Annotated in this window: 22 protein-coding genes; 9 read left to right on the top strand and 13 right to left on the bottom strand. The window is 61.4% G+C overall.

Translation table 11 applies throughout. The features are described 5' to 3' along the window. Positions 1–91: 91 nt before the first annotated feature. Together EXW71_RS20525 and EXW71_RS20520 are read left to right on the top strand one after the other, a co-directional pair. Positions 92–1114 (top strand): transporter, encoded by a 1023-nt coding sequence (locus EXW71_RS20525; RefSeq protein ID WP_134660047.1) that lies wholly within the window; start codon positions 92–94, stop codon positions 1112–1114. Positions 1115–1216: 102 nt separating this feature from the next. Continuing rightward, complete coding sequence (locus EXW71_RS20520; RefSeq protein ID WP_134660048.1) at positions 1217–2833, top strand: inorganic phosphate transporter; 1617 nt, start codon at positions 1217–1219, stop codon at positions 2831–2833. Positions 2834–2912: 79 nt separating this feature from the next. On the opposite strand, the gene EXW71_RS20515 is transcribed toward EXW71_RS20520, so the two are convergent. Genes EXW71_RS20515 through EXW71_RS20505 form a run of 3 tightly spaced genes read right to left on the bottom strand, consistent with a single transcriptional unit; the run spans position 2913 to position 5575 of the window. After that, entirely contained in the window at positions 2913–3887 is a 975-nt protein-coding gene (locus EXW71_RS20515; RefSeq protein ID WP_134660049.1) for a biotin-dependent carboxyltransferase family protein, read from the bottom strand. Beyond that, the gene (locus EXW71_RS20510) at positions 3884–4762 is read right to left on the bottom strand and encodes an allophanate hydrolase subunit 1 (RefSeq protein WP_134660050.1); all 879 of its coding nucleotides are present in this window, start codon (positions 4760–4762) and stop codon (positions 3884–3886) included. Before EXW71_RS20510 ends, EXW71_RS20515 begins: the two co-directional genes overlap by 4 nt. Before the next feature lie 54 nt (positions 4763–4816). After that, positions 4817–5575 (bottom strand): 5-oxoprolinase subunit PxpA, encoded by a 759-nt coding sequence (locus tag EXW71_RS20505; RefSeq protein WP_134660051.1) that lies wholly within the window; start codon positions 5573–5575, stop codon positions 4817–4819. 103 nt (positions 5576–5678) lie between these two features. Here EXW71_RS20505 and EXW71_RS20500 point away from each other — a divergent pair, with 103 nt between their 5' ends. Beyond that, complete coding sequence (locus tag EXW71_RS20500; RefSeq protein ID WP_134660052.1) at positions 5679–6596, top strand: LysR family transcriptional regulator; 918 nt, start codon at positions 5679–5681, stop codon at positions 6594–6596. Here the strand turns inward: EXW71_RS20500 and EXW71_RS20495 are convergent. Further along, positions 6593–7489: a LysR family transcriptional regulator gene (locus EXW71_RS20495; protein ID WP_134660053.1), complete on the bottom strand. Its 897-nt coding sequence runs from the start codon at positions 7487–7489 to the stop codon at positions 6593–6595. The genes EXW71_RS20500 and EXW71_RS20495 overlap by 4 nt on opposite strands. A 111-nt stretch (positions 7490–7600) precedes the next feature. Between EXW71_RS20495 and EXW71_RS20490 the strand changes: the two genes are divergently transcribed. Continuing rightward, positions 7601–8359: an SDR family NAD(P)-dependent oxidoreductase gene (locus EXW71_RS20490; protein WP_134660054.1), complete on the top strand. Its 759-nt coding sequence runs from the start codon at positions 7601–7603 to the stop codon at positions 8357–8359. Positions 8360–8362: 3 nt separating this feature from the next. On the opposite strand, the gene EXW71_RS20485 is transcribed toward EXW71_RS20490, so the two are convergent. Continuing rightward, entirely contained in the window at positions 8363–9214 is an 852-nt protein-coding gene (locus EXW71_RS20485) for an NmrA family NAD(P)-binding protein (RefSeq protein WP_134660055.1), read from the bottom strand. A 112-nt stretch (positions 9215–9326) separates the two neighbouring features. Between EXW71_RS20485 and EXW71_RS20480 the strand changes: the two genes are divergently transcribed. Next, positions 9327–10232, top strand: coding sequence for a LysR family transcriptional regulator (locus EXW71_RS20480; RefSeq protein WP_134660056.1), 906 nt, complete (start codon positions 9327–9329; stop codon positions 10230–10232). A 111-nt stretch (positions 10233–10343) separates the two neighbouring features. On the opposite strand, the gene EXW71_RS20475 is transcribed toward EXW71_RS20480, so the two are convergent. Beyond that, positions 10344–10787: a multidrug/biocide efflux PACE transporter gene (locus tag EXW71_RS20475; protein ID WP_134660057.1), complete on the bottom strand. Its 444-nt coding sequence runs from the start codon at positions 10785–10787 to the stop codon at positions 10344–10346. A gap of 89 nt (positions 10788–10876) precedes the next feature. On the opposite strand from EXW71_RS20475, the gene EXW71_RS20470 reads away from it, so the two are divergent. Beyond that, complete coding sequence (locus EXW71_RS20470) at positions 10877–11731, top strand: LysR family transcriptional regulator (RefSeq protein ID WP_134660058.1); 855 nt, start codon at positions 10877–10879, stop codon at positions 11729–11731. Between the two features lie 20 nt (positions 11732–11751). Here EXW71_RS20470 and EXW71_RS20465 read toward each other — a convergent pair whose 3' ends face one another. The 4 genes from EXW71_RS20465 to EXW71_RS20450 are packed head-to-tail and all read right to left on the bottom strand — an operon-like array spanning position 11752 to position 14285. Then, positions 11752–12975 carry an RNA polymerase sigma factor gene (locus EXW71_RS20465; RefSeq protein ID WP_134660059.1) on the bottom strand — a complete coding sequence of 408 codons (1224 nt, stop codon included), beginning with the start codon at positions 12973–12975 and terminating at the stop codon, positions 11752–11754. Then, positions 12972–13445 (bottom strand): SRPBCC family protein, encoded by a 474-nt coding sequence (locus EXW71_RS20460; RefSeq protein ID WP_123715628.1) that lies wholly within the window; start codon positions 13443–13445, stop codon positions 12972–12974. Before EXW71_RS20460 ends, EXW71_RS20465 begins: the two co-directional genes overlap by 4 nt. Positions 13446–13479: 34 nt before the next feature. Further along, the gene (locus EXW71_RS20455) at positions 13480–13824 is read right to left on the bottom strand and encodes a YciI family protein (RefSeq protein ID WP_123715629.1); all 345 of its coding nucleotides are present in this window, start codon (positions 13822–13824) and stop codon (positions 13480–13482) included. Between the two features lie 41 nt (positions 13825–13865). Beyond that, on the bottom strand, positions 13866–14285 hold the full coding sequence (locus tag EXW71_RS20450) for a nuclear transport factor 2 family protein (RefSeq protein WP_134660060.1): 420 nt from the start codon (positions 14283–14285) through the stop codon (positions 13866–13868). A gap of 146 nt (positions 14286–14431) precedes the next feature. Between EXW71_RS20450 and EXW71_RS20445 the strand changes: the two genes are divergently transcribed. Beyond that, complete coding sequence (locus EXW71_RS20445) at positions 14432–14932, top strand: N-acetyltransferase (RefSeq protein ID WP_134660061.1); 501 nt, start codon at positions 14432–14434, stop codon at positions 14930–14932. A 59-nt stretch (positions 14933–14991) separates the two neighbouring features. On the opposite strand, the gene EXW71_RS20440 is transcribed toward EXW71_RS20445, so the two are convergent. Further along, positions 14992–15474 (bottom strand): GyrI-like domain-containing protein, encoded by a 483-nt coding sequence (locus tag EXW71_RS20440; RefSeq protein ID WP_134660062.1) that lies wholly within the window; start codon positions 15472–15474, stop codon positions 14992–14994. Positions 15475–15668: 194 nt separating this feature from the next. Here EXW71_RS20440 and alaC point away from each other — a divergent pair, with 194 nt between their 5' ends. After that, positions 15669–16880: an alanine transaminase gene (gene alaC / locus EXW71_RS20435; RefSeq protein ID WP_123715633.1), complete on the top strand. Its 1212-nt coding sequence runs from the start codon at positions 15669–15671 to the stop codon at positions 16878–16880. A 92-nt stretch (positions 16881–16972) separates the two neighbouring features. On the opposite strand, the gene EXW71_RS20430 is transcribed toward alaC, so the two are convergent. Together EXW71_RS20430 and EXW71_RS20425 are read right to left on the bottom strand one after the other, a co-directional pair. Continuing rightward, a complete protein-coding gene (locus EXW71_RS20430) occupies positions 16973–18325 on the bottom strand; it encodes a GntP family permease (RefSeq protein WP_134660063.1) in 1353 nt (450 codons plus the stop codon). 84 nt (positions 18326–18409) lie between these two features. Beyond that, entirely contained in the window at positions 18410–18943 is a 534-nt protein-coding gene (locus tag EXW71_RS20425; RefSeq protein WP_060754088.1) for a gluconokinase, read from the bottom strand. A gap of 213 nt (positions 18944–19156) precedes the next feature. On the opposite strand from EXW71_RS20425, the gene EXW71_RS20420 reads away from it, so the two are divergent. Next, entirely contained in the window at positions 19157–20188 is a 1032-nt protein-coding gene (locus EXW71_RS20420) for a LacI family DNA-binding transcriptional regulator (RefSeq protein WP_167659664.1), read from the top strand. Positions 20189–20305 lie beyond the last annotated feature (117 nt).

The following is a 20305-nucleotide window of genomic DNA, read 5'->3' as shown; positions in this document are numbered from 1 at the left end:
TAAACGGTCACAAAATTGTCAAATATCCTTGCAATGATTCGCCCACGCGAACCTGTGAAACGTCCTACAGGCGCTTTCTCTGCGAGCCTCCATGAACCACAGCATCGACCACAGCCATCAGGATTCCGATCTGTTTGGCCTGCTTTACGGTTTTCGGTTTAGACCTGGCGAAAAAGGCGAGCAGATTGATTCGGCCACCGCGCTCAAGGCCCTGCAGGAACCATCCGATTCACAGGAGTTCCTGTGGCTGCACCTGAACCTTGCCCATGCGGCCTGCCAACGGTGGATGCAGGCGCATCTGTCATTACCCGAAGAGTTTTTCGAGGCCCTGCACGAAGGTTCACGCTCCACGCGTATCGAGCACGTCGACTCGGCTCTGCTGGCGGTGGTCAACGACGTGGTGTTCAACTTCAGCAGCATGGTCTCATCGGATATCTCCACATTGTGGGTGTGCGCCCGTAGCCGCTTGCTGGTGAGCGCACGCCTGCAACCGTTGCACTCGGTGGACAAACTGCGCTCGTCGGTAAAGGCCGGCGAACAGTTCCGCTCCCCTCTGGAGTTGCTGGTGCATCTGCTGCGCGATCAAGGCGAAGTGCTGACGCAGATCGTGCGCAAGACCAGCCTCAGCGTCGACCAGGTCGAGGATCAGTTGCTGTCCTCGCGCTTGTCCACCAACCGCGCCGAACTGGGCGCCGCGCGCCGCGTACTGGTGCGCCTGCAACGCCTGCTGGCGCTGGAGCCGGGCTCGCTGCTGCGCCTGCTCAATCGCCCGCCGCAATGGCTGCAAAAGGAAGACGTGAAGGAGCTGCGCAAGTCCACCGAGGAGTTTGCGCTGATCATCAACGACCTGACGGCCCTGGGTGAACGCATCAAGCTGTTGCAGGAAGAGATCGCGGCCAACCTCAACGAACAAAGCAACCGCACGCTGTTCACCCTCACCGTGGTGACGGTGCTGGCCCTGCCGATCAACATTATTGCCGGCTTTTTCGGCATGAACGTGGGCGGCGTGCCGCTTTCCACGGACCCGCAGGGGTTCTGGATCCTGGTGGCCTTGGTGGTGACGTTTACCTTGATTGCCGGGCGCTGGGCGTTCAGAAAGCGCAACGATTACTGACCAGCGGCTCACTCAATCTGCCAAACACTGACGTATGGCAGCATCTCTGTAACATTCTGCAATGATCATGAACGGCATCCTCCTCACACTGGATGCTCCGGCATGGCCACCCCTTCCCTGACTGCCTCCACCACCGCGTCACACACAGACCCCAAACCCAGGCTGGATAAGAAACCCGGCCTGGTGACCGTGATCATTTTCTTCGCCGTGCTCGCCATGGGCCTGCTGTTCACCGCCTACAGCCTGATGCACGACATGCACGAACTGGGCACGGTGGTCACCACCTGGACACCCTTCCTGTTGTTGGGTGTGGCGTTGTTGATCGCCCTGGGTTTTGAATTCGTCAACGGCTTCCACGACACCGCCAATGCCGTCGCCACGGTGATCTACACCAACTCCATGCCGCCGCATTTTGCGGTGGTCTGGTCGGGCTTTTTCAACTTCCTCGGCGTGCTGCTCTCCAGCGGTGCGGTAGCGTTCGGCATCATCGCGTTGTTGCCGGTTGAGTTGATTTTGCAGGTGGGTTCGTCGGCCGGTTTCGCGATGATCTTCGCCCTGCTGATCGCGGCGATCCTGTGGAACCTCGGCACCTGGTGGCTGGGGTTGCCGGCGTCGTCATCCCACACCTTGATCGGCTCGATCATCGGCGTCGGCGTGGCCAATGCGCTGATGCACGGGCGTGACGGCACCAGCGGCGTGGATTGGAGCCAGGCGATCAAGATCGGTTACGCATTGCTGCTGTCGCCGCTGATCGGCTTCGCTTTTGCCGCAATGCTGCTCCTGGCCCTGCGCGCCTTTGTGAAAAACCGCGCGCTGTACAAGGCCCCGAAGGGCAACACCCCGCCACCTTGGTGGATTCGTAGCATGCTGATCGCCACCTGCACCGGTGTGTCCTTCGCCCACGGTTCCAACGACGGCCAGAAGGGCATGGGCTTGATCATGCTGATCCTGGTGGGCACCTTGCCCATGGCTTATGCGCTGAACCGCACCATGCCCGCCGAGCAATCGTTGCAGTTCGCGGCGGTGGCCGAGGTGACCCAGGTGGCACTGGTGAAAGCTGCACCACAGGCATTGCCGGGTGACCCACGGCCGATCCTCTCGACCTATGTACGCACCAAGGAAGCCACCCCGGAACTGGTGCCCGCCCTCGCCGCCCTCGCCGGCCAGATCGGCGACGAAGTCAAAGGCTACGGCTCCCTGGCCAAAGTCCCTGCCGAAGCCGTAGGCAACGTGCGTAACGACATGTACCTGACCAGCGAGACCATTCGCTTGATGGACAAAGGCAAGGTCGGCAATTTCGATGCCGATACCCAGAACAAACTGAAGCTGTTCAAAGACCAGATCGACAACTCCACGCGCTTTATTCCGCTGTGGGTGAAGATCGCCGTGGCCATCGCCCTGGGGCTGGGCACCATGGTCGGCTGGAAGCGCATTGTGGTAACGGTGGGCGAGAAGATCGGCAAGACCCACCTCACCTATGCCCAAGGCGCCTCAGCCGAAATGGTTGCGATGCTGACCATCGGCGCGGCGGATATGTATGGGCTGCCGGTGTCGACCACCCATGTGTTGTCCTCGGGTGTGGCCGGGACCATGGTGGCCAATGGCGGTGGGTTGCAGATGCGCACTATCCGTAACCTGGCAATGGCATGGGTGCTGACATTGCCCGCGGCAATCCTGCTTTCAGGCAGCCTCTACTGGTTGTTCACCCAACTGTTCTGACCCACCACAAAACCCGATATGAACAGAGGACTGAATGTGTAAGGGGCTTGCCCCTCTCCCATTCAGTCCTCTGCATTTTTCAGGCAGTGAACAGCCCACGCATTATTTGCAGGCGTTTTTTATAGAGCCGCCGCGCTTCCAACGCCTCCTCCAACGTTACCGCCATAAATCCCGCGCGCTGGTTCGGTTGCATCTGCCCGATCAAATCCAGGTCGGCGCTGATCACCGTGCCGATCATCGCGTAGCCGCCCCCCGACACCGCATCCCGATGCAGCACAATCGGCTCCAACCCGGCCGGCACCTGAATCGAGCCAATCGGGTAGCAACTGTCGACGATATTGGACGGATCGGACCCGGCACCAAAGGGCTGCTCCCGCGGCTGAAAGCTCAACGCACTGCCGCCCTTGAAGCGATAGCCGATACGGTCCGCCTCGGACCCTACGGTCCAGGGCTCGGCAAAAAAGCTGCTTTTCGCCGCGTCGGCCAGCCGCTCGTAATACAACCCCGGTACCACCCGCAATGTCACATCACCGCCGACCGACCGCCGCAGGGCCATCGGCAAACTATTGCCCGCCCGCCCCCGTCCACTGGCCTGGCCAATCGGCAGTTCATCGCCTTCCTGCAAACGTCGCCCCTCAAACCCACCGAGCCCGCCAAGGGTGTAGGTCGAACGGCTGCCGAGCACCAGCGGCACATCAATGCCCCCGGCCACCGCCAGATAAGTCCGCGCGCCCGCCTTGGGAAACTCAAAGCGCAACACCTGCCCGGCACGCACCTGGAACGCGGTGTCCTGGTGCACCACTTCGCCATCCAGGCGTGGCGACATCAGCGCACCGCTGAGCGCCACCAGCGCGTCCTGTCGAAACTCAAGCTGCGGGCCGATCAATGTGCACTCCAGCCCCGCCGCACCGATCGGGTTGCCCACCAGATGGTTGGCCGCGCTCAACGCATATTGGTCCAACGCACCCGACGGCGGGATGCCCAAGTGGTAATAACCTTCGCGGCCAAGGTCCTGCACGGAGGTGGCCAGGCCGGGTTTGAGCACCTTGATCATGCCAATGCCTCCTGCAGGGTTTTCGGGTAACCGACGGGGTCGGCGAGAAACGCGTCGAGGGAAAATTCCACGGGGCGGATGCGCAGGTCGAAACGGCCGGCTTCCACCTCGGCGACGGCCAGGTCGTAGGCTTCGCGGTCCATGGGTTTGAACTGCACGATGTCACCGGGACGGAAGAACACCATGTGTTCCTTGAGGTAGGCCAACTGCTGCGCCGGGTCATAGATGGGCGCCGGAGTCACGCCAAACATCTGGTAACCGCCCGCGCCGCGCACCGAGTAGATGCAGCCAAAGCAACCGCCATGGCCCAGGGTAAGTTTCGGCGTGTCGGTGCGCGGGCGCAGGTATTTGGGCACCTGCAGCTGGCGCTCACGCTCGACCATCTGGAACATGAACGGCAAGCCCGCGACAAATCCCACCATCGACACAAACCATGGCGCGCCACTGTGGGCAGCAATAAACGCATCCACGTCAGCCAGGCCGTTGATACGTGCGGCGTACTCCAGATCGGTGCTACCCGGGTCTTGATGACGGTCGCGAAAACGCATCAGGGTTTCATGGGTCCAGGGATCGTTGTAAAGCACCGGGATTTCGATGATGCGCGTGTGCAAGGTGCGTTCGGCCACGGCCTGGGCTTCGGCGCTTTGCACGGCATCGAGCAGCACATGGGGCGCGATGCGGTCGGGGTCGAAGCGGATCTGGAAAGACGCATTGGCCAGGCATACATCCAGCACGCCCTTCAGGGCCAGGCGCTCCACGGCGCGGGTCACGGCCATGCCTTTGAAAAACGCCTGCAGGGACATGCTGTCGCTGACCTCGGCAAACAGGTGTTCATCACCGCCGAAGCTGTAGCGGATGGGGGACGTTTCAGCCATGTCTGTTCCTCTTGGAATCATTGTAGAAAGGCAGGCAAAAATGGAGGTTCGATCTTATTGGGGTGTTCTGACTTCGATGCCGGCCCGGTCCAAGGCTTCGCGAGTGGCTTCCACCAATTCCAGGGCGCCAGGCGTGTCGCTGTGCAGGCAGATGGAGTCGAACTCGATAAACAGATCCTCACCTTCTACGGTCCGCACCAGGTTGGTCTGACAGGCGCGCAGTACCCGTGCCGCAACCGTTGCAGGGTCGAGCGCACGCACATGGCGGGTAAACACGATGGAGCCGCTGAGATCGTATTCACGATCGGCGTAAAACTCCCGCACCACGGGTTGCCCCAGCTCCTTGGCCACTCGCCAGATCACCGAGTTGGGCATGCAGTACAACAGCAGGGTCGGCGCGATGATCTGCAGGTTCTGCACCAGCAGCCGCGCCGCTTCTTCATCACGGGCCAGGTGCATATAGAGCGCGCCGTGGGGCTTGATGTGTTGCAGCGTCATCCCCTGGACGCGGGCGATTTCGCGCAAGGCGCCGAGTTGATAGAGCATGTCGTCCACCAGCTCCTGGGCCGGTGCGTTGATATGCCGGCGACCGAACCCCACCAAGTCGCGGAACCCCGGATGGGCACCGATGGCAACGCCCAATTGCTTGGCGCGCTCAACGGTACGGCGCATGGTGCCGGGGTCGCCGGCGTGAAAGCCGGTGGCGATATTCGCCGAGCTGATGTAGGCCATCAGTTGCGCATCGACACCGTCGCCAATGGTCCAGGGGCCGAAGCCTTCGCCCATGTCCGAGTTGAAATCCACTGCCTGCATCAAGGTCGCTCCCTTCAAGGTGATGCTTGAAAGTAGGCCCGGGCTTGACCCCTTGGGAAGATCTATTATCAGATGGCCCATCTTCTGAAAAACAGATACCGCCATGTCCCTGACGTTGCGCCAAGTCCGCTACTTCGTCGCCACCGCCGAGATCGGCCAGATTTCCCAGGCGGCGATTCACTTGAACATCTCCCAGTCGGCGGTCACTACGGCGATCAAGGAACTGGAGGCCATGCTTGGCGTGCAGTTATTCGTGCGCTCGGCCCAGGGCATGAACCTGACCGACGCCGGCCGGCACTTTCTCAACCGTGCCTACGTGATCCTGCGCAGCGTCGACGACGCACTGAACAGCCCATTGCCCGACTACCGCGCCAGCGGGGTGTTGCGGGTAGCCGCCAGCTACACGGTACTGGGTTATTTCCTGCCGCATCACCTGCAACGCATGGAACACTGGCACCCGGACGTGACCATCGAGGTCTTCGAGCAGGAACGCCAGGCCATCGAACAGGGCCTGCTCGACGGCCAGTTCGACATGGCCGTGGTGCTCACTGCCAACCTCACCCATCCGGCCATCGTTTCCGAGATCCTGTTCAACTCCGAACGCCGACTGTGGCTACCCAGCCATCACCCGCTATGCGAACGCAGTGCCGTGAGCCTCGCGGATGTAGCGCAGGAACCCTACATTCTGCTCACCGTCGACGAGGCCGAACACAGCGCGATGCGCTACTGGGAGCAGGCCGGGCAAACACCCAGGGTGCGGCTGCGCACCAGTTCGGTGGAGGCGGTGCGCAGCATGGTCGCCAACGGCAGCGGTGTGGCGATTCTGTCGGACCTGGTGCACCGGCCCTGGTCCCTGGAAGGCAAGCGTATCGAAACCCTGACCGTCACCGACCCGGTCACACCCATGAGCGTCGGCCTGGCGTGGCACCGCGAACGTGCGTTTACCCCGGCAATGCAGGCGTTCCGCGATTACTTCCACGACGCCTTCCTGGCGCCGCAGCAATTATCGACACGCCGTTAATGACGGGCTTGCAGAATGGCCGCCATCCAGTCCATGAACACCCGCACGCGCAGAGGCAAATGGCGCTGGCCGGCGTACAACAAGGACACGTCCAGCGGCGGCGCCGGGTAGTCCGGCAGCACCGCCACCAGTTTTCCACTGGCCAATAAGTCGCCAATACCCAGCTGCGGCACCTGGATGATGCCAAACCCGCCCAGGCACGCGGCCTGGTACGCATCGGTGCTGTTGACGGTGACGCGCCCGGCCATTGCCACACGCTCCACTTTGCTGCCCTGCTGATATTCAAAACCTGCCGAGCGCGCGCCCAAGGGCCTCACGTAATGCACCAATTGATGATGAGCCAGGTCGGCCAGGGTCTCGGGCATGCCATGACGTTGCAGGTACGCAGGGCTGACGCAATTGACCATCGGCATGCTGCACACGCGGCGCGCCACCACGGTCTGGTCGGGCTGGGCGCCCACCCGCAGCACACAATCAAAACCTTCAGCGATCAGGTCTACCTGGCGGTCCGTACTGCTGATTTCCATCTCGATCAGCGGGTGACGCCCCATGAAAGACGGCAGGTGCGGCAGGAGCATGTCCCGCGCCATCACGTTGGGCAGGTCCACTCGGATACGCCCGGCCAGTTGGGCTTCGTCCTGGCGGAACAAGCCTTCCAGTTCCTCCATATGGGCCAGCAGATCCTTGCTGCGTTCATATAAAACGCGGCCGTCCTGAGTCGCCTGCACCTTGCGTGTGGTGCGCTGCAGCAAACGGGCGCCGAGCAACTCCTCCAACGCCTGCACATGCTCGGAGACGGTGGAGCGCGGCAGGCCCAGGCTCTCGCCCGCCTGGGTGAAACTCGACAGTTCGGTAACGCGCACGAAGGTGCGCAGCAACTCGAGCTTGTTCATGGGATTGTTCGCCTTATCCGGCCAGTGATTCCGATAAAGCCCTGTTTATCACGTTATGAGCGGACAAATACACTCAGTTCCACATCCAACCAATCACAAGGAACTCCCATCATGACGCGTAAAATCGCACTGATTACCGGCGCCAGCCGCGGCCTGGGCAAAAGCGCCGCGCTGCACCTGGCCGCACAAGGCATCGACATCATCGGCACCTACCATAGCGCTGCCGGTGAAGCCCAAGCCGTGGTCGAGCAGGTTCAAGCCTTGGGTGGCCGCGCCGCCATGCTGCAACTGGATGTCAGCCGCAGCGACACGTTTGATGGCTTCGTCAGCGAAATCACCACAGTGCTCAAAGATGTTTTCGCACAGGATCACTTCGATTTTCTGATCAACAACGCCGGCATTGGTGCCCACGCCAGCTTTGCCGACACCACCGAAGCACAGTTCGATCAATTGGTGGCGATCCAATTCAAGGGGCCGTTTTTCCTGACCCAGAAGCTGTTGCCGCTGATCCGCGACGGCGGCCGCATCATCAATATCTCCAGCGGCCTGGCGCGGTTCAGCCTGCCGGGATATGCGGCGTATGCCGCCATGAAAGGCGCGATGGAAGTCCTCACCCGCTATCAGGCCAAGGAATTGGGTGGGCGCGGCATCACCGTGAACATCCTGGCGCCCGGCGCCATCGAAACCGATTTCGGCGGTGGTGCCGTGCGCGACAATCGGGATCTGAACGCGATGGTCGCCAATAACACCGCTCTGGGCCGCGCCGGTTTGCCGGACGATATCGGCGGGGCCATTTCCATCTTGCTGGCCGATGGCAGTAACTGGATCACCGGCCAGCGTATCGAGGCCTCGGGCGGCATGTTTTTGTAAGGCTCAAGCGCCGCTGCGTTGCACCAACTCGCGAAGCACAGTGCCCAGTTCGACCGTGCCTTTGCGAGGGGTGCCTTCGAATTCGATCCACCCTTCGTTAAAGCCGTTGATCATCTGAATCCGCGGCAGCGGGTTACGCATGCCTTGGCCGCTGAACAGCCCATGCCAGGTCTCCTGGGGGATCTCGTCGACGGCGACCGGTTTGCCGAGCACGCGGGCAAATTCGGCGGCCAATTGGTTAGGGGTGATGCGTTGTGCCCCTTCCAGTTCCACGATACGCGGGCTGGGCTCCAGCAGCAGTTCGGCGGCCACACGTCCGACATCCGCCGTAGCAACCATCGGCACCGGTTTGTCCAAGGGTTGCAGGAAACTTGAGATTCGCCCTGCAACCGCCGACGTTACATCCCACAGGGCGTTTTCCATGAACCAGCCGGGCCGCAAAAACGTCACCGGCAATTCCAGGCTGCCCACAGCTTCCTCCAGCAGGTGCAGTTGGTTGAGCAGGTTCGGTTGCACGGCCTGAGCGCCGATGGTGGAGAGGCACACCACCTTGCCAGGGCGCGCGCATGCCAGGGCCTGACGGATGTTTTCCACCACCCGTCGGGCTTCGGGAAAGCCCGGCGACGGATCGAAGTTCGACGGCATCATGATGAACACGCCCTTCACACCCGCGAAGGCTTCAGCCATGGCTTGGGGGTGATCCACCTCCGCCACTACCACCTCACACCCCCGCGCGGCCCAACTCATGCCCTTGTCGACGCTGCGCACCACGGCGCGTACCGGCTGCCCAGCCGCGAGCAGAGCGCGGGCAACGGCGCCACCGACTTTTCCAGTGATACCTGTGACTGCATACATCAACGTTCTCCCTTGCAAAGGCGACTTGCGTCGCGATGGGGAAATTATCCTGCGCAGCCCAAGGATTCTTCGATAGCATCAGTGTCATTGCATACCTGACGGAAAATCATCAATGAGCTTTGACCCAAGCTTGGCCGGCGGCATGGGCGTATTGGCGGCGGTGGTCGACAGCGGCGGCTTTGCCCGTGCTGCCGACAGCTTGGACATGACGGCGTCCGGTGTCAGCCGGGCGATTTCGCGCCTGGAGAAACGCCTGGGTATCCGCCTGTTCGACCGCACCACCAGGTCGGTGCAATTAACTGACGAGGGGCGCCGGTTCTATCAACACATCGCGCCCCTGCTGGCGGGCCTTGAAGAGGCTGCCAGTTCGGCGGCCGACAGCGCCCTGACCGTGCGCGGGCGCCTGCGGGTGAATATCGACCCGTATTTTTCGCGGCTGGTGCTGGGTCCGGTGCTGGGTGACTTCATGCGCCGCTATCCGCAATTGCAGTTGGACCTGCACACCCGCGACCAACTCGGTGACCTGGTGGCCGATGGTTTCGACCTGGCGATTCGCTTCGGCATCCCGCAATCCTCCTCGCTGATCGCCCGTCAGTTGATGGACGTGCGGGTGCTCACCGTGGCCGCCCCCGCTTACCTTGAACAACACGGCCAACCCGCAGTGCCTCAGGATCTGGAACACGGGCATATGTGCCTGGATTTTCGCGATTCCCAAACCGGCCGTCCATTTGCCTGGGAATTCCATCGTCCCGGTGAACGACTGATCGTACGTACCGATGGCCGCCTGGTGGTCAACGACGCCAGTACGTTATACAGCGTGTGCGAGCACGGCCATGCGGTGGCCCAGATGCTCGACCTGGGCCTGGCCCCAGCGCTCAAGGCCGGCAGTTTGGTGGAGTTGTTTCCCGACTGGCCCGACGAGCGCTTTCCGCTGTACGCCTACTATCCGTCGCGGCATTTACCTGCCGCCAAGGTGCGGGCGTTCCTGGATTTTGTAGGCTCGCTCACCTGTCTGTAGGCGCTCGCTTGTTGTGGCGAGCAAGCTTGCTTGCGCTGGGGTGCGAAGCGCCCCTGAAGGCGTGCGCCAGCTGCGCTGTCGCACGGGAGCAAGCCCCCTCGCCACAGCATGCTAGCTCCTGCACTGGATAGCGTTTTTGCTGACGACTTTTTCCCGAATGACGTCATACCCCCAGTGATACACATAGGTGTACGGCAGGAAAAACAGCAGTACGCCGATGTCGAGCATGAAAGCCTGCATCAGGCTGATCTTCAGCCACGCCGCGATCAACGGCACGGCGACGAGAATCAGCCCGCCCTCAAACAGCAACGCGTGCACTACCCGCGTCCACACACCGCCGGTCAATTGCAGGCGGACCTTCAGGCGGTCGAACAGGCTGTTGAAAATGATGTTCCAGGTCAGCGCCAACAGGCTGAGGGCCAAGGTCACCGCGCCCATTTCCAGGACCGGTCGGCCAGTGATCCACACCAGCAGCGGTGTACAGATCAACAAAGCCAACCCCTCAAAACCCAGGGCTTGACCAACACGTTCAGTAATCGACTTGGTAGGGTGCATCACCTGCGCTCCATGAATGACGATGGTTGCCATAATTACCCTTTGAATCGATACTTCATAACCAATAACCATCGATAAAGGCGATAGTCATGGCGTCCAACGAAGTGCTGCAAGCGTTTGTGCAGGCAGCCACCCAAGGCTCGTTCTCGGCTGCGGCGCGTAAGCTAGGCAAGAGCCAATCCACCGTCAGCGCGGCCGTCGCGAGCCTGGAAATTGATCTGGATGTGGTGCTGTTCGATCGCAGCAGCCGCAAGCCGACGCTCACGCCCGCCGGCCATGTGCTGTTGCAACGGGCCGAGCAGGTGCTGGAGGCCAGCAGTCGCCTGGAGATGGCCGCCAACCAGCTGGCCCGGGGGTTGGAGCCGAAGCTGAGTATCGCCATGTCCGATACGTACCAGTCCGAGCGTTTCGAAATCGTCCTGAAAGCCTTCGAGCAACGCTACCCGGAGCTGGAACTGGAATGGCTGATCGCCGAATGCGAAGACCTGATCGACCTTGTGCAAAGTGGCCGGGCACAGATCGCGTTCATTGAAGCCCAGGAGGTTTATCCGCCTGACCTGAGCCGTGCTCCCGTCGCGGAGCGCGCAGAGATCGCCCTGTTCGTGGCGCCCACCCATCCACTGGCCAAGCTGGAGAACATTGACCAGCGGTCGTTGCAGCAACATCGGGAATTACGCCTGGCGAGCATTATCAACCCCAATGAAACCCGCGCCACGGGCCGCGTGTGGTCAGCGCCGAGCTTTCTGATGCTGATGGAGATGGCCCAACTCGGTTTCGGATGGGCGGCGCTGCCCCGCTGGATGGTGGAACGCTTTGGCAATGCCGGGCTGGTTGAACTTACCGTGCGCAGTTGGCCACGCTCGGTGACGGTGGATGCACTGTGGTCGCGCCAACACCCACCGGGCCCGGCAGGCAGTTGGATGCTGCAGAAAATTCTCGAATAGCCCTCAAGCCGCTTCCCGCCTCATTGCCTGGGTTGGTTGAGTTCGGTGAGGCGTCGTTCGATGAAGCGTTTTTCTGGCGTTTGCCGGGTCAGTGACAGGGCTTTTGCGTAAGCCGCACAAGCTTCTTCGGTGCGCCCCAACTGGCGGCAAAACTCCCCTCGCGCCGCATGCGCCAAGTGATAATCCAGCAACTCACCACGCAACAAAATGCCCTCGACCAGCGCCAACCCCGCCAGCGGTCCTTGCCACATCGCCACCGCCACGGCGCGGTTCAACTCGATCACCGGCGACGGCACTTCCCGAAGCAACACGTCGTAAAGCCCGACAATCTGCAACCAGTCGGTGTCCTCGGCGCTGGCTGCCTCGGCGTGCACCGCCGCAATCGCCGCTTGCAGGCAATACGGGCCGAAACGCCCCGTGCTCAATACCTGTTCCACGAGCGCGCAGCCTTCAGCGATCAAGGATGCGTCCCACAAACCACGGTCCTGCTCCTGCAACAGCACCAACTCACCCGCGGCCGAAGTACGCGCGGCGCGACGGGATTCGTGCAACAGCATCAACGCCAGCAAGCCCATAACCTCAGGCTCCGGCAACAGCTGCGCCAGCAAGCGAGCCAGGCGGATGGCTTCGCGGGTCAGGTCTTCCCGGGTGAGGTCGGCGCCCATGGACGCCGAATAGCCCTCGTTGAACACCAGATAAACCACGCGCAATACGCTGTCGAGACGTTCAGGCAACTCCGCCAGGGACGGCACCTGATAGGGGATTTTCGCTTCACGGATCTTGCCCTTGGCGCGCACGATGCGCTGGGCGATGGTGGTGGGCGAAGCCAGAAAAGCACGGGCGATTTCCTCGGTGGTGAGGTCGCAGATCTCACGCAACGTCAACGCCGCCTGGGCGTCGGCGGCCAGCGCCGGGTGGCAGCAGGTGAAGATCAGGCGCAGGCGGTCGTCTTCCACGTCTTCCTCATTCCAGTCGACCGCCTCCAGCGCATCGGCCTGCTCCTGCAGTAATGGGCTGAATCGGGCTTGGCGGCGCAGACGGTCGATGGCTTTGAAGCGGCCGGTGGAGACCAGCCAGGCCCGGGGATTGTCCGGCACGCCGTCCTGTGGCCAGCGCTGCACGGCAACGAAAAACGCTTCGTGCAGGGCTTCTTCGGCCAGGTCGAAATCACCGAGCAAGCGAATCAGCGTCGCGAGTATGCGCCGTGATTCGCTGCGGTAGATCGCCTCAATCGGCAGCGTCAATCGGCCATGCCTTGGGTCACCAGCGTCACCAGGCGGTCCAGGCTCTGCCCCCAGCCATCGTGAAACCCCATGGCCTCGTGGGCTTGTTTGTCCTCAGCATTCCAGTGCATGGCGCGCGCGGTGTAGCGGGTTTTACCGTCGACCTCTTCGAAAGTCACCTCAGCGGTCATGAAGGGCTTGCCTGAAGGGATCCAGCCAGGCGCAAAAGCATCGGTAAACACCAGCCGGTTGGGCGCATCGATTTCCAGGAACACGCCCTGGGTTGGATATTCGCTGCCGTCGGGGGCGCGCATGAGGGTGCGAAACAGGCCACCGACCCACAGGTTCATTTCGCACTCAGGGGTGGTCATGCCATGGGGCCCCCACCATTGTTGCAATAGCTCGGGCGTGGTCCAGGCGCGAAAGACACGGCTGCGCGGGGCGTCGATCAAGCGGCTGATGGACAGTTCGAAGGGAGCTTGGGTATTCATCGCCAATCCTCTTGAGTTCTTATGATTGTGATGCTCAGAGATTCAATTCACGCACGGGACGCACTTCCACACTGCCGACCCGCGCCGCTGGAATGCCGCCGGCCACCTGGATTGCGTCGTTCAGGTCCTTGGCCTCGATCAGGTAAAAACCGGCCAACTGTTCCTTGGTTTCAGCAAACGGCCCATCGGTGATCGACAACTTGCCATTGCGCATGCGCACAGTGGTGGCGGTGGTCACCGACTCCAGCGGCTCGGCGGCCAGCATGCGGCCGCTGGCCTGGATGGACTGCGCGTAGGCAAAACACTCCGGGTCTTGGGGGCTGTCCGGCGAGGTGTGCAGCACCTGCTCGTTGCTGTAGATCAGGCAGAGGTATTTCATGTGCGTCTCCGTTTTCGGACTAATGACTATAGTCGCCGCGCTCAAGGTTTCAGCTCGAACAAGGCGACCCCGGTTTGCATATCGAAGGGCGCCGACCAATGCTCGTGTACCACCTTCCATTGGCCATTGACGCGCGCATAACCGGCCGTCACCCGCATCCAGCACGACTTCACCACGCCATCCGGGCCGGCACCGCCGCAATGGGCCAGCCAATGGGCAAATGCGCTTTCCGGGGCCTCTACAACGCGCAATTCATGGAACTCGAAAATACCCGGGCCCGGACAGTGTTCCATGCACGCTTCCCAGTGGGCGCGGTAGGCCGCCTTGCCCTTGAATTGCAGCGCGGCAACGGCGTCGAACGAGACGATATCGTCGGCGTAAAAGCTGACAATCCTGTCAATATCCCGGGCAAGCACAGCGTGCTTCCATTGGTCGATCAGAGAGTTGATGGCAGTGCTCATAGCGATACTCCTTTGGGGTAAAAATCACGAAGGACACCCCTGGTCGAATAGCCGCCGGCTCAATCGACACAACGCTGAAAAATAATTCAGCCGCCTGCAAACCCGCTAGAATCCGCGTCCCCGTGCAGGATTGAGATTCACCGCCAATGGAAACCCGCCTCGTCCCCTATGAGACGCTGAGCCTTGTGCAAAAACAGCAGCTCGAGACCCTGCAAGTGCACCCCGAGCAACGGGCATTTTCCGGCGATATCGACTGCGCGCTGAACAGCCTGCTGGTCAATCCCAACCCCGCCGCCGTCAAAGGCTTCGCCCTGCTCGCCGAAGACCGGCCCGTGGCCTTCCTGCTGCTCAAGCGCCCGCCATGCCTGCCCCATTGGGCCGATGAACACAGCGCCTCGCTGCACGCTTTGCAAGTAGACCGCACGCAGCAAGGACGCGGGTTCGGCAAGGCATGCCTGCAGGCGCTGCCGGCAGCGGCGATGCAGGCCTGGCCGCAGATCAAGGGTTTGGAGCTGTCGGTGGACAGGGACAATGTAGCGGCGATGGGGTTGTATCTGGCGACCGGGTGGGTGGACAGCGGGGAGGCCTACCAGGGCAGGACTGACTATGAACGGAGGTTGCGGTGGAGGTTCAGCCCGTCGATGTAACGTAAACATGACTGTTTGACGGTTATGTCATGTTTACGTGACATCGGCCCGCAGCCGTTTCAGGCCTTGGCTTCGATTGGCAACCAGATTTCCACCGTGCCGGTGCCCTTGCGCCCATCAAAATCGGCGCTGTAGCGTTCGAAATCCGCTCCGGCCACTTTGTAGCCCGAGTGCGGCAACCACTCGAACATGATGCGCTCGTAAGTCTGTTCAAGCGCCTGCACCGGGCCATGGTGCGGGAACACGGCGTAGCGATGTGCATGAATTTCGATGGTTTCGAAGTTGCTCGGCGCGTCGCCCTTGGACGCGACTTCCACCCCGGCCATGTAATCGAACTCGCCGTGGCTGGGGTTATGACACACCCCATAGGTCACACCGCCAACGCGCTTCTTGATGTCCTTGACGCAGGTATCAAATAGCTCCCACAACTTGGGAATATCGCCCACCGTGGCCTTCGAATAGCGCCCTTGCACACCCGCAATCACCAGCGCCTTGCCGTCTTCCAGGCGTGGTTCCAACGGTTGTTTCGTCTGCTGATCCATACGAACAGTCTCCTTCTTATGAGGGAACAAGCCCGCATCGAGTATAGGGGTATATCTGCGCCGCACACCATGCAGAAAAATTTCCTACACATATGGACATCTGGCCATCATCGACCGTATTGTCTGCCCGCAGGCCACCGCAGTGGCCAACGTCGCTCGGACGGTTCCGGGCGCTTACGTACCTCGAGGCAACAATGGCAGACCAAGGTTCGCCGCGCCGCTTTGCGCGCATAGATCGACTCCCCCCTTACGTATTCAATATCACTGCCGAGCTGAAGATGGCTGCGCGTCGGCGCGGCGAAGACATCATCGACTTGAGCATGGGTAACCCAGACGGTCCCACTCCACCGCACATCGTGGAAAAACTGGTCACCGTCGCCCAGCGTGAAGACACCCACGGCTACTCCACCTCCAAAGGCATTCCGCGCCTGCGCCGCGCCATTTCGCGCTGGTACAAGGACCGCTATGAAGTGGACATCGACCCCGAGTCGGAAGCCATCGTCACCATCGGTTCCAAAGAGGGCCTGGCGCACTTGATGCTGGCCACCCTGGACCAGGGCGATACCGTGCTGGTGCCCAACCCCAGTTACCCGATCCATATCTACGGCGCCGTGATTGCCGGCGCCCAGGTGCGATCGGTGCCGCTGGTGCCCGGCGTGGATTTCTTCGCCGAACTGGAACGGGCGATTCGCGGCTCGATCCCCAAGCCGAAAATGATGATCCTGGGCTTTCCGTCCAACCCCACCGCACAGTGCGTGGAGCTGGACTTCTTCGAACGCGTGATCGCCCTGGCCAAGCAGTACGACGTGCTGGTGGTCCACGACCTGGCCTATGCCGACATCGTCTACGACGGCTGGAAGGCCCCGTCGATCATGCAGGTACCGGGCGCCAAGGACATTGCGGTGGAGTTTTTCACCCTGTCCAAGAGCTACAACATGGCCGGCTGGCGCATTGGTTTCATGGTGGGCAACCCGGAACTGGTCAGCGCCCTGGCGCGTATCAAGAGCTACCACGACTACGGCACGTTCACCCCGCTGCAAGTGGCGGCCATTGCCGCGCTCGAAGGTGACCAGCAGTGCGTCAAGGACATTGCCGAGCAGTATCGCCAACGCCGCAACGTGCTGGTCAAGGGCCTGCATGAATTGGGCTGGATGGTGGAAAACCCGAAGGCGTCGATGTATGTCTGGGCAAAGATTCCCGAAGCGTATGCCGCCATGGGCTCGCTGGAGTTTGCCAAGAAGCTGCTGCTGGAAGCGAAGGTATGCGTGTCGCCGGGCATCGGGTTTGGCGAGTATGGGGATGATCACGTGCGCTTTGCGCTGATCGAGAACCAGGACCGGATTCGTCAGGCGGTGCGGGGGATTCGCGGGATGTTCCGCGCGGATGGGCTTGTCACCAAAGCCTGATCCAACTCCTGGGAATGTGGTCAAGTGTGGGAGGGGGGCAAGCCTCCTCCCACCTTTTTGACCGGGTGTTGCTGGGTTGTGCCGTGTGCGGGTCAGACCACCAGCGACAACAGCATGATGAAGATCAACGCCACCACCGACAGGATGGTCTCCATGGCCGTCCAGGTCTTGAAGGTCTCGGCCACGGTCATATTGAAGTACTGCTTCACCAGCCAGAACCCGGCATCGTTGACGTGAGACAAAATCAACGACCCCGCCCCCGTCGCCAACACCAGCAGTTCACGGTTGACCCCGGGGATCATCCCCACCACCGGCACCACGATGCCCGCGCCGGTGATAGTCGCCACGGTCGCCGAACCGGTCGCCACACGAATCACCGCCGCCACCAGCCACGCCAGCAAAATCGGGTTGATCTGCGCGGTCACCGCCATATGGCCGATCACGTCACCCACGCCGCTGGTCACCAGCATCTGCTTGAAACCACCACCGGCACCGATGATCAGGATGATCGCGGCAGTCGGCGCAAGGCTCGCGTCGAGCAGCTTGAGGATCTGCTTGGACCCGATGCCCTGACGATGGCCGAAGGTGTACAGCGACAGCAGCAACGCCAGCAGCAGTGCAGTGATCGGGTGGCCGATCATGTCCATCCAGTTGCGAATGCCATGGCCGTCCGGCAGGGCAATGTCAGCGAAGGTTTTGAGCAGCATCAGGAACACCGGCAACAGCACGGTGATCAGCGTTACGCTGAAGCTGGGCAGCGACTTGTTTTCAGTCTCGCGGGCCAGTTGGTCCACCAACTCCTGGGACGGATTGCCGGGGATGTACTTGGCGATAAACGTACCGAAGATCGGGCCGGCAATGATGGCGGTCGGCAGTGCGACGATCAGGCCGTACAGGATAGTCTTGCCGATGTCCGCGCCAAACACGCCGATAGCCAGCAGCGGGCCCGGGTGCGGTGGCACCAGGCCGTGCACCGCCGACAGGCCGGCGAGCAGTGGGATGCCGATCTTGATCAGCGACACACCAGTGCGCCGCGCGACGATAAACACCAGCGGGATCAGCAACACAAAGCCGATCTCGAAGAACAGCGGGATGCCCACCAGGAATGCGGCGAACATCATCGCCCACTGCACCTTCTCCTTGCCGAAGGCTCGGATCAGGGTCTGGGCGATCTGATCGGCACCACCGGATTCGGCCATCATCTTGCCGAGCATCGTGCCCAGGGCGAGGATGATGCCGACAAAGCCGAGCACCCCGCCGAAGCCGTCCTGGAACGCCTTGATGATTTTGTCGACGGGCATGCCCGAGGTCAGGCCGAGAAAACCTGCGGCGATGATCAGCGCGATAAAGGGGTGAACTTTGAACCGGGTGATCAAGACGATCAGTCCGATAATGGTGACCACTGCATCTAGCAGCAGGTAGGACTCGTGGGACATGCCAAACATGGGGGGTCTCTCCTGTTTGTTGTTGTTATTAAAGCGGGTGTTGAATTTCCTGCCGGGGATAGCGCTATCTTTTCCGGCAAAAAATTAATGAGTAGGTTCAAAGCCGTGTTGCAGCCACCAGGCATGGGTCTGCCTGGCCAGGGCCTCGACGCTGTCTTCGCTGGCGTTGAGCGCCAGGGTCAGCGGCTCGCCCTTCGGCGATTCAAGGGTAGCGAACTGGCTGTCGATCAGGCTTGCCGGCATGAAATGGCCGGGGCGATGGGACACGCGGTCGGCGGCCACGGCCCGGGTCAGTTCCAGGAACACGAAACCCAGGCCCGGTGCGGCTTCACGCAGGTGGTCGCGGTATTTCTTCTTGAGCGCCGAACAGGTGAGCACGGGATGCTCGCCGGCCTTGAGTGCGCGACGCAGTTCATCGCAGAGGATGTCGAGCCAACCGGCGCGGTCGTCGTCGTTGAGAGGGTGGCCGGCACTCATCTTCTCGATGTTGGCGGCGGGGTGAAAGCTGTCGCCTTCAATGGCGGTGGCGCCGTTCAGGCGGCACAGGGCCTCGCTGACACTGGACTTGCCACAGCCGGAAACACCCATGATGACCAGGGCGGTAACAGGTTGACTCATGAAACACCTCAGGACGCAGATAGCGCTACCTTTGCACGCTGTAAGGCTAGTGCAAAAACAGGCTTTTCCCGCGCCGTCTTGTCTTTTTTTATGGAGTGACGCGTGCATCCTCTCCAGCGATTTGAACGGGATCAGGCAACCCTACGTTCAAGCATTTGCAGCCTTTTGGAGACAGCGCTACCTTAGTGCCTCGATTTTTGTTTGGCAAGCCGCCTGATGACCTCCAAGAACGATAAAAAATTGCGCACCACGGGTCGCCCGACCCTCAACGAAGTTGCCCGCCTGGCTGGCGTCAGCCCGATTACCGCCTCTCGCGCCCTGCGCGGCATCAGCACCGTGGCCACCGAGCTGGTGGAAAAAGTGCAACACGCCGCCAGTGAACTGAATTACGTCGTCAATCCCGCCGCCCGCGCCCTGGCCTCGGCGCAAAGCCACTCGGTGGTGGTGCTGGTGCCATCGCTGTCCAACCTGCTGTTTATCGAAACCCTCGAAGCCATCCACCAAGTGCTGCGCCCAAAGGGCTTTGAAGTGCTGATCGGCAATTCCCATTATTCGCGCGATGAAGAAGAAAACCTGCTGCGCAACTATATGGCGTATCAGCCACGTGGCTTGCTGCTGACCGGCTTTGATCGGACTGAAAGTGCGCGACGAATGGTCGAGGCCAGCAATGTGCCCTGCGTCTACATGATGGACCTGGACCCCAACGCCGGCGTGAACTGCGTGGGTTTTTCACAGTTGGCGGCAGGTGAAACGGCCGCCGCACATTTGCTGTCACGTGGGCGCAAGCGCCTGGCTTACATCGGCGCGCAATTGGACCAACGCACGTTACTGCGCGGTGAAGGCTTCCGCCGCGCACTGCAACAGGCAGGCATGTACGACCCGGCGCTGGAGTTGCTGACACCACGCCCCTCCTCCGTGGGCCTGGGCGGCGAGCTGTTCCTGCAGATACTGGCAAGCCATCCCGATGTGGACGCGATCTTCTTCGGCAACGACGACCTGGCCCAGGGCGCACTGCTGGAAGCCCTGCGCCACAACGTCAATGTGCCGGAACGCGTAGCGGTGCTGGGCTTCAACGACTTGCCGGCGTCGTCCTTCATGGTGCCGCGCCTGAGCAGCATCAGTACCCCGCGTGAGGCCATTGGGCGACGTGCGGCGGAACATTTGTTGAGCATCATGGCGGGCAACAAGATCGCCAAACCCGTGGTGGATATGGGGTTTGAATTGCAGGTGCGGGAAAGCACGTAGGACGGCTGTAGGACGTGGCTGACATTGCGATCAGCGCCTTGCCCGGCTGCCTACGCTTACGTCAGAATCCGCCGGCTTGTGCGCCTGGAAGGGGGTCTCTAAGGTTTGTCGGTCGCT

The organism is Pseudomonas sp. BCA17 (assembly GCF_004519405.1).
In the GTDB taxonomy this organism is placed as follows: Bacteria; Pseudomonadota; Gammaproteobacteria; order Pseudomonadales; family Pseudomonadaceae; genus Aquipseudomonas.
The sequence above is the reverse complement of the archived record's forward strand: the minus strand, read 5'-3'. Positions and strand labels throughout refer to the sequence as shown.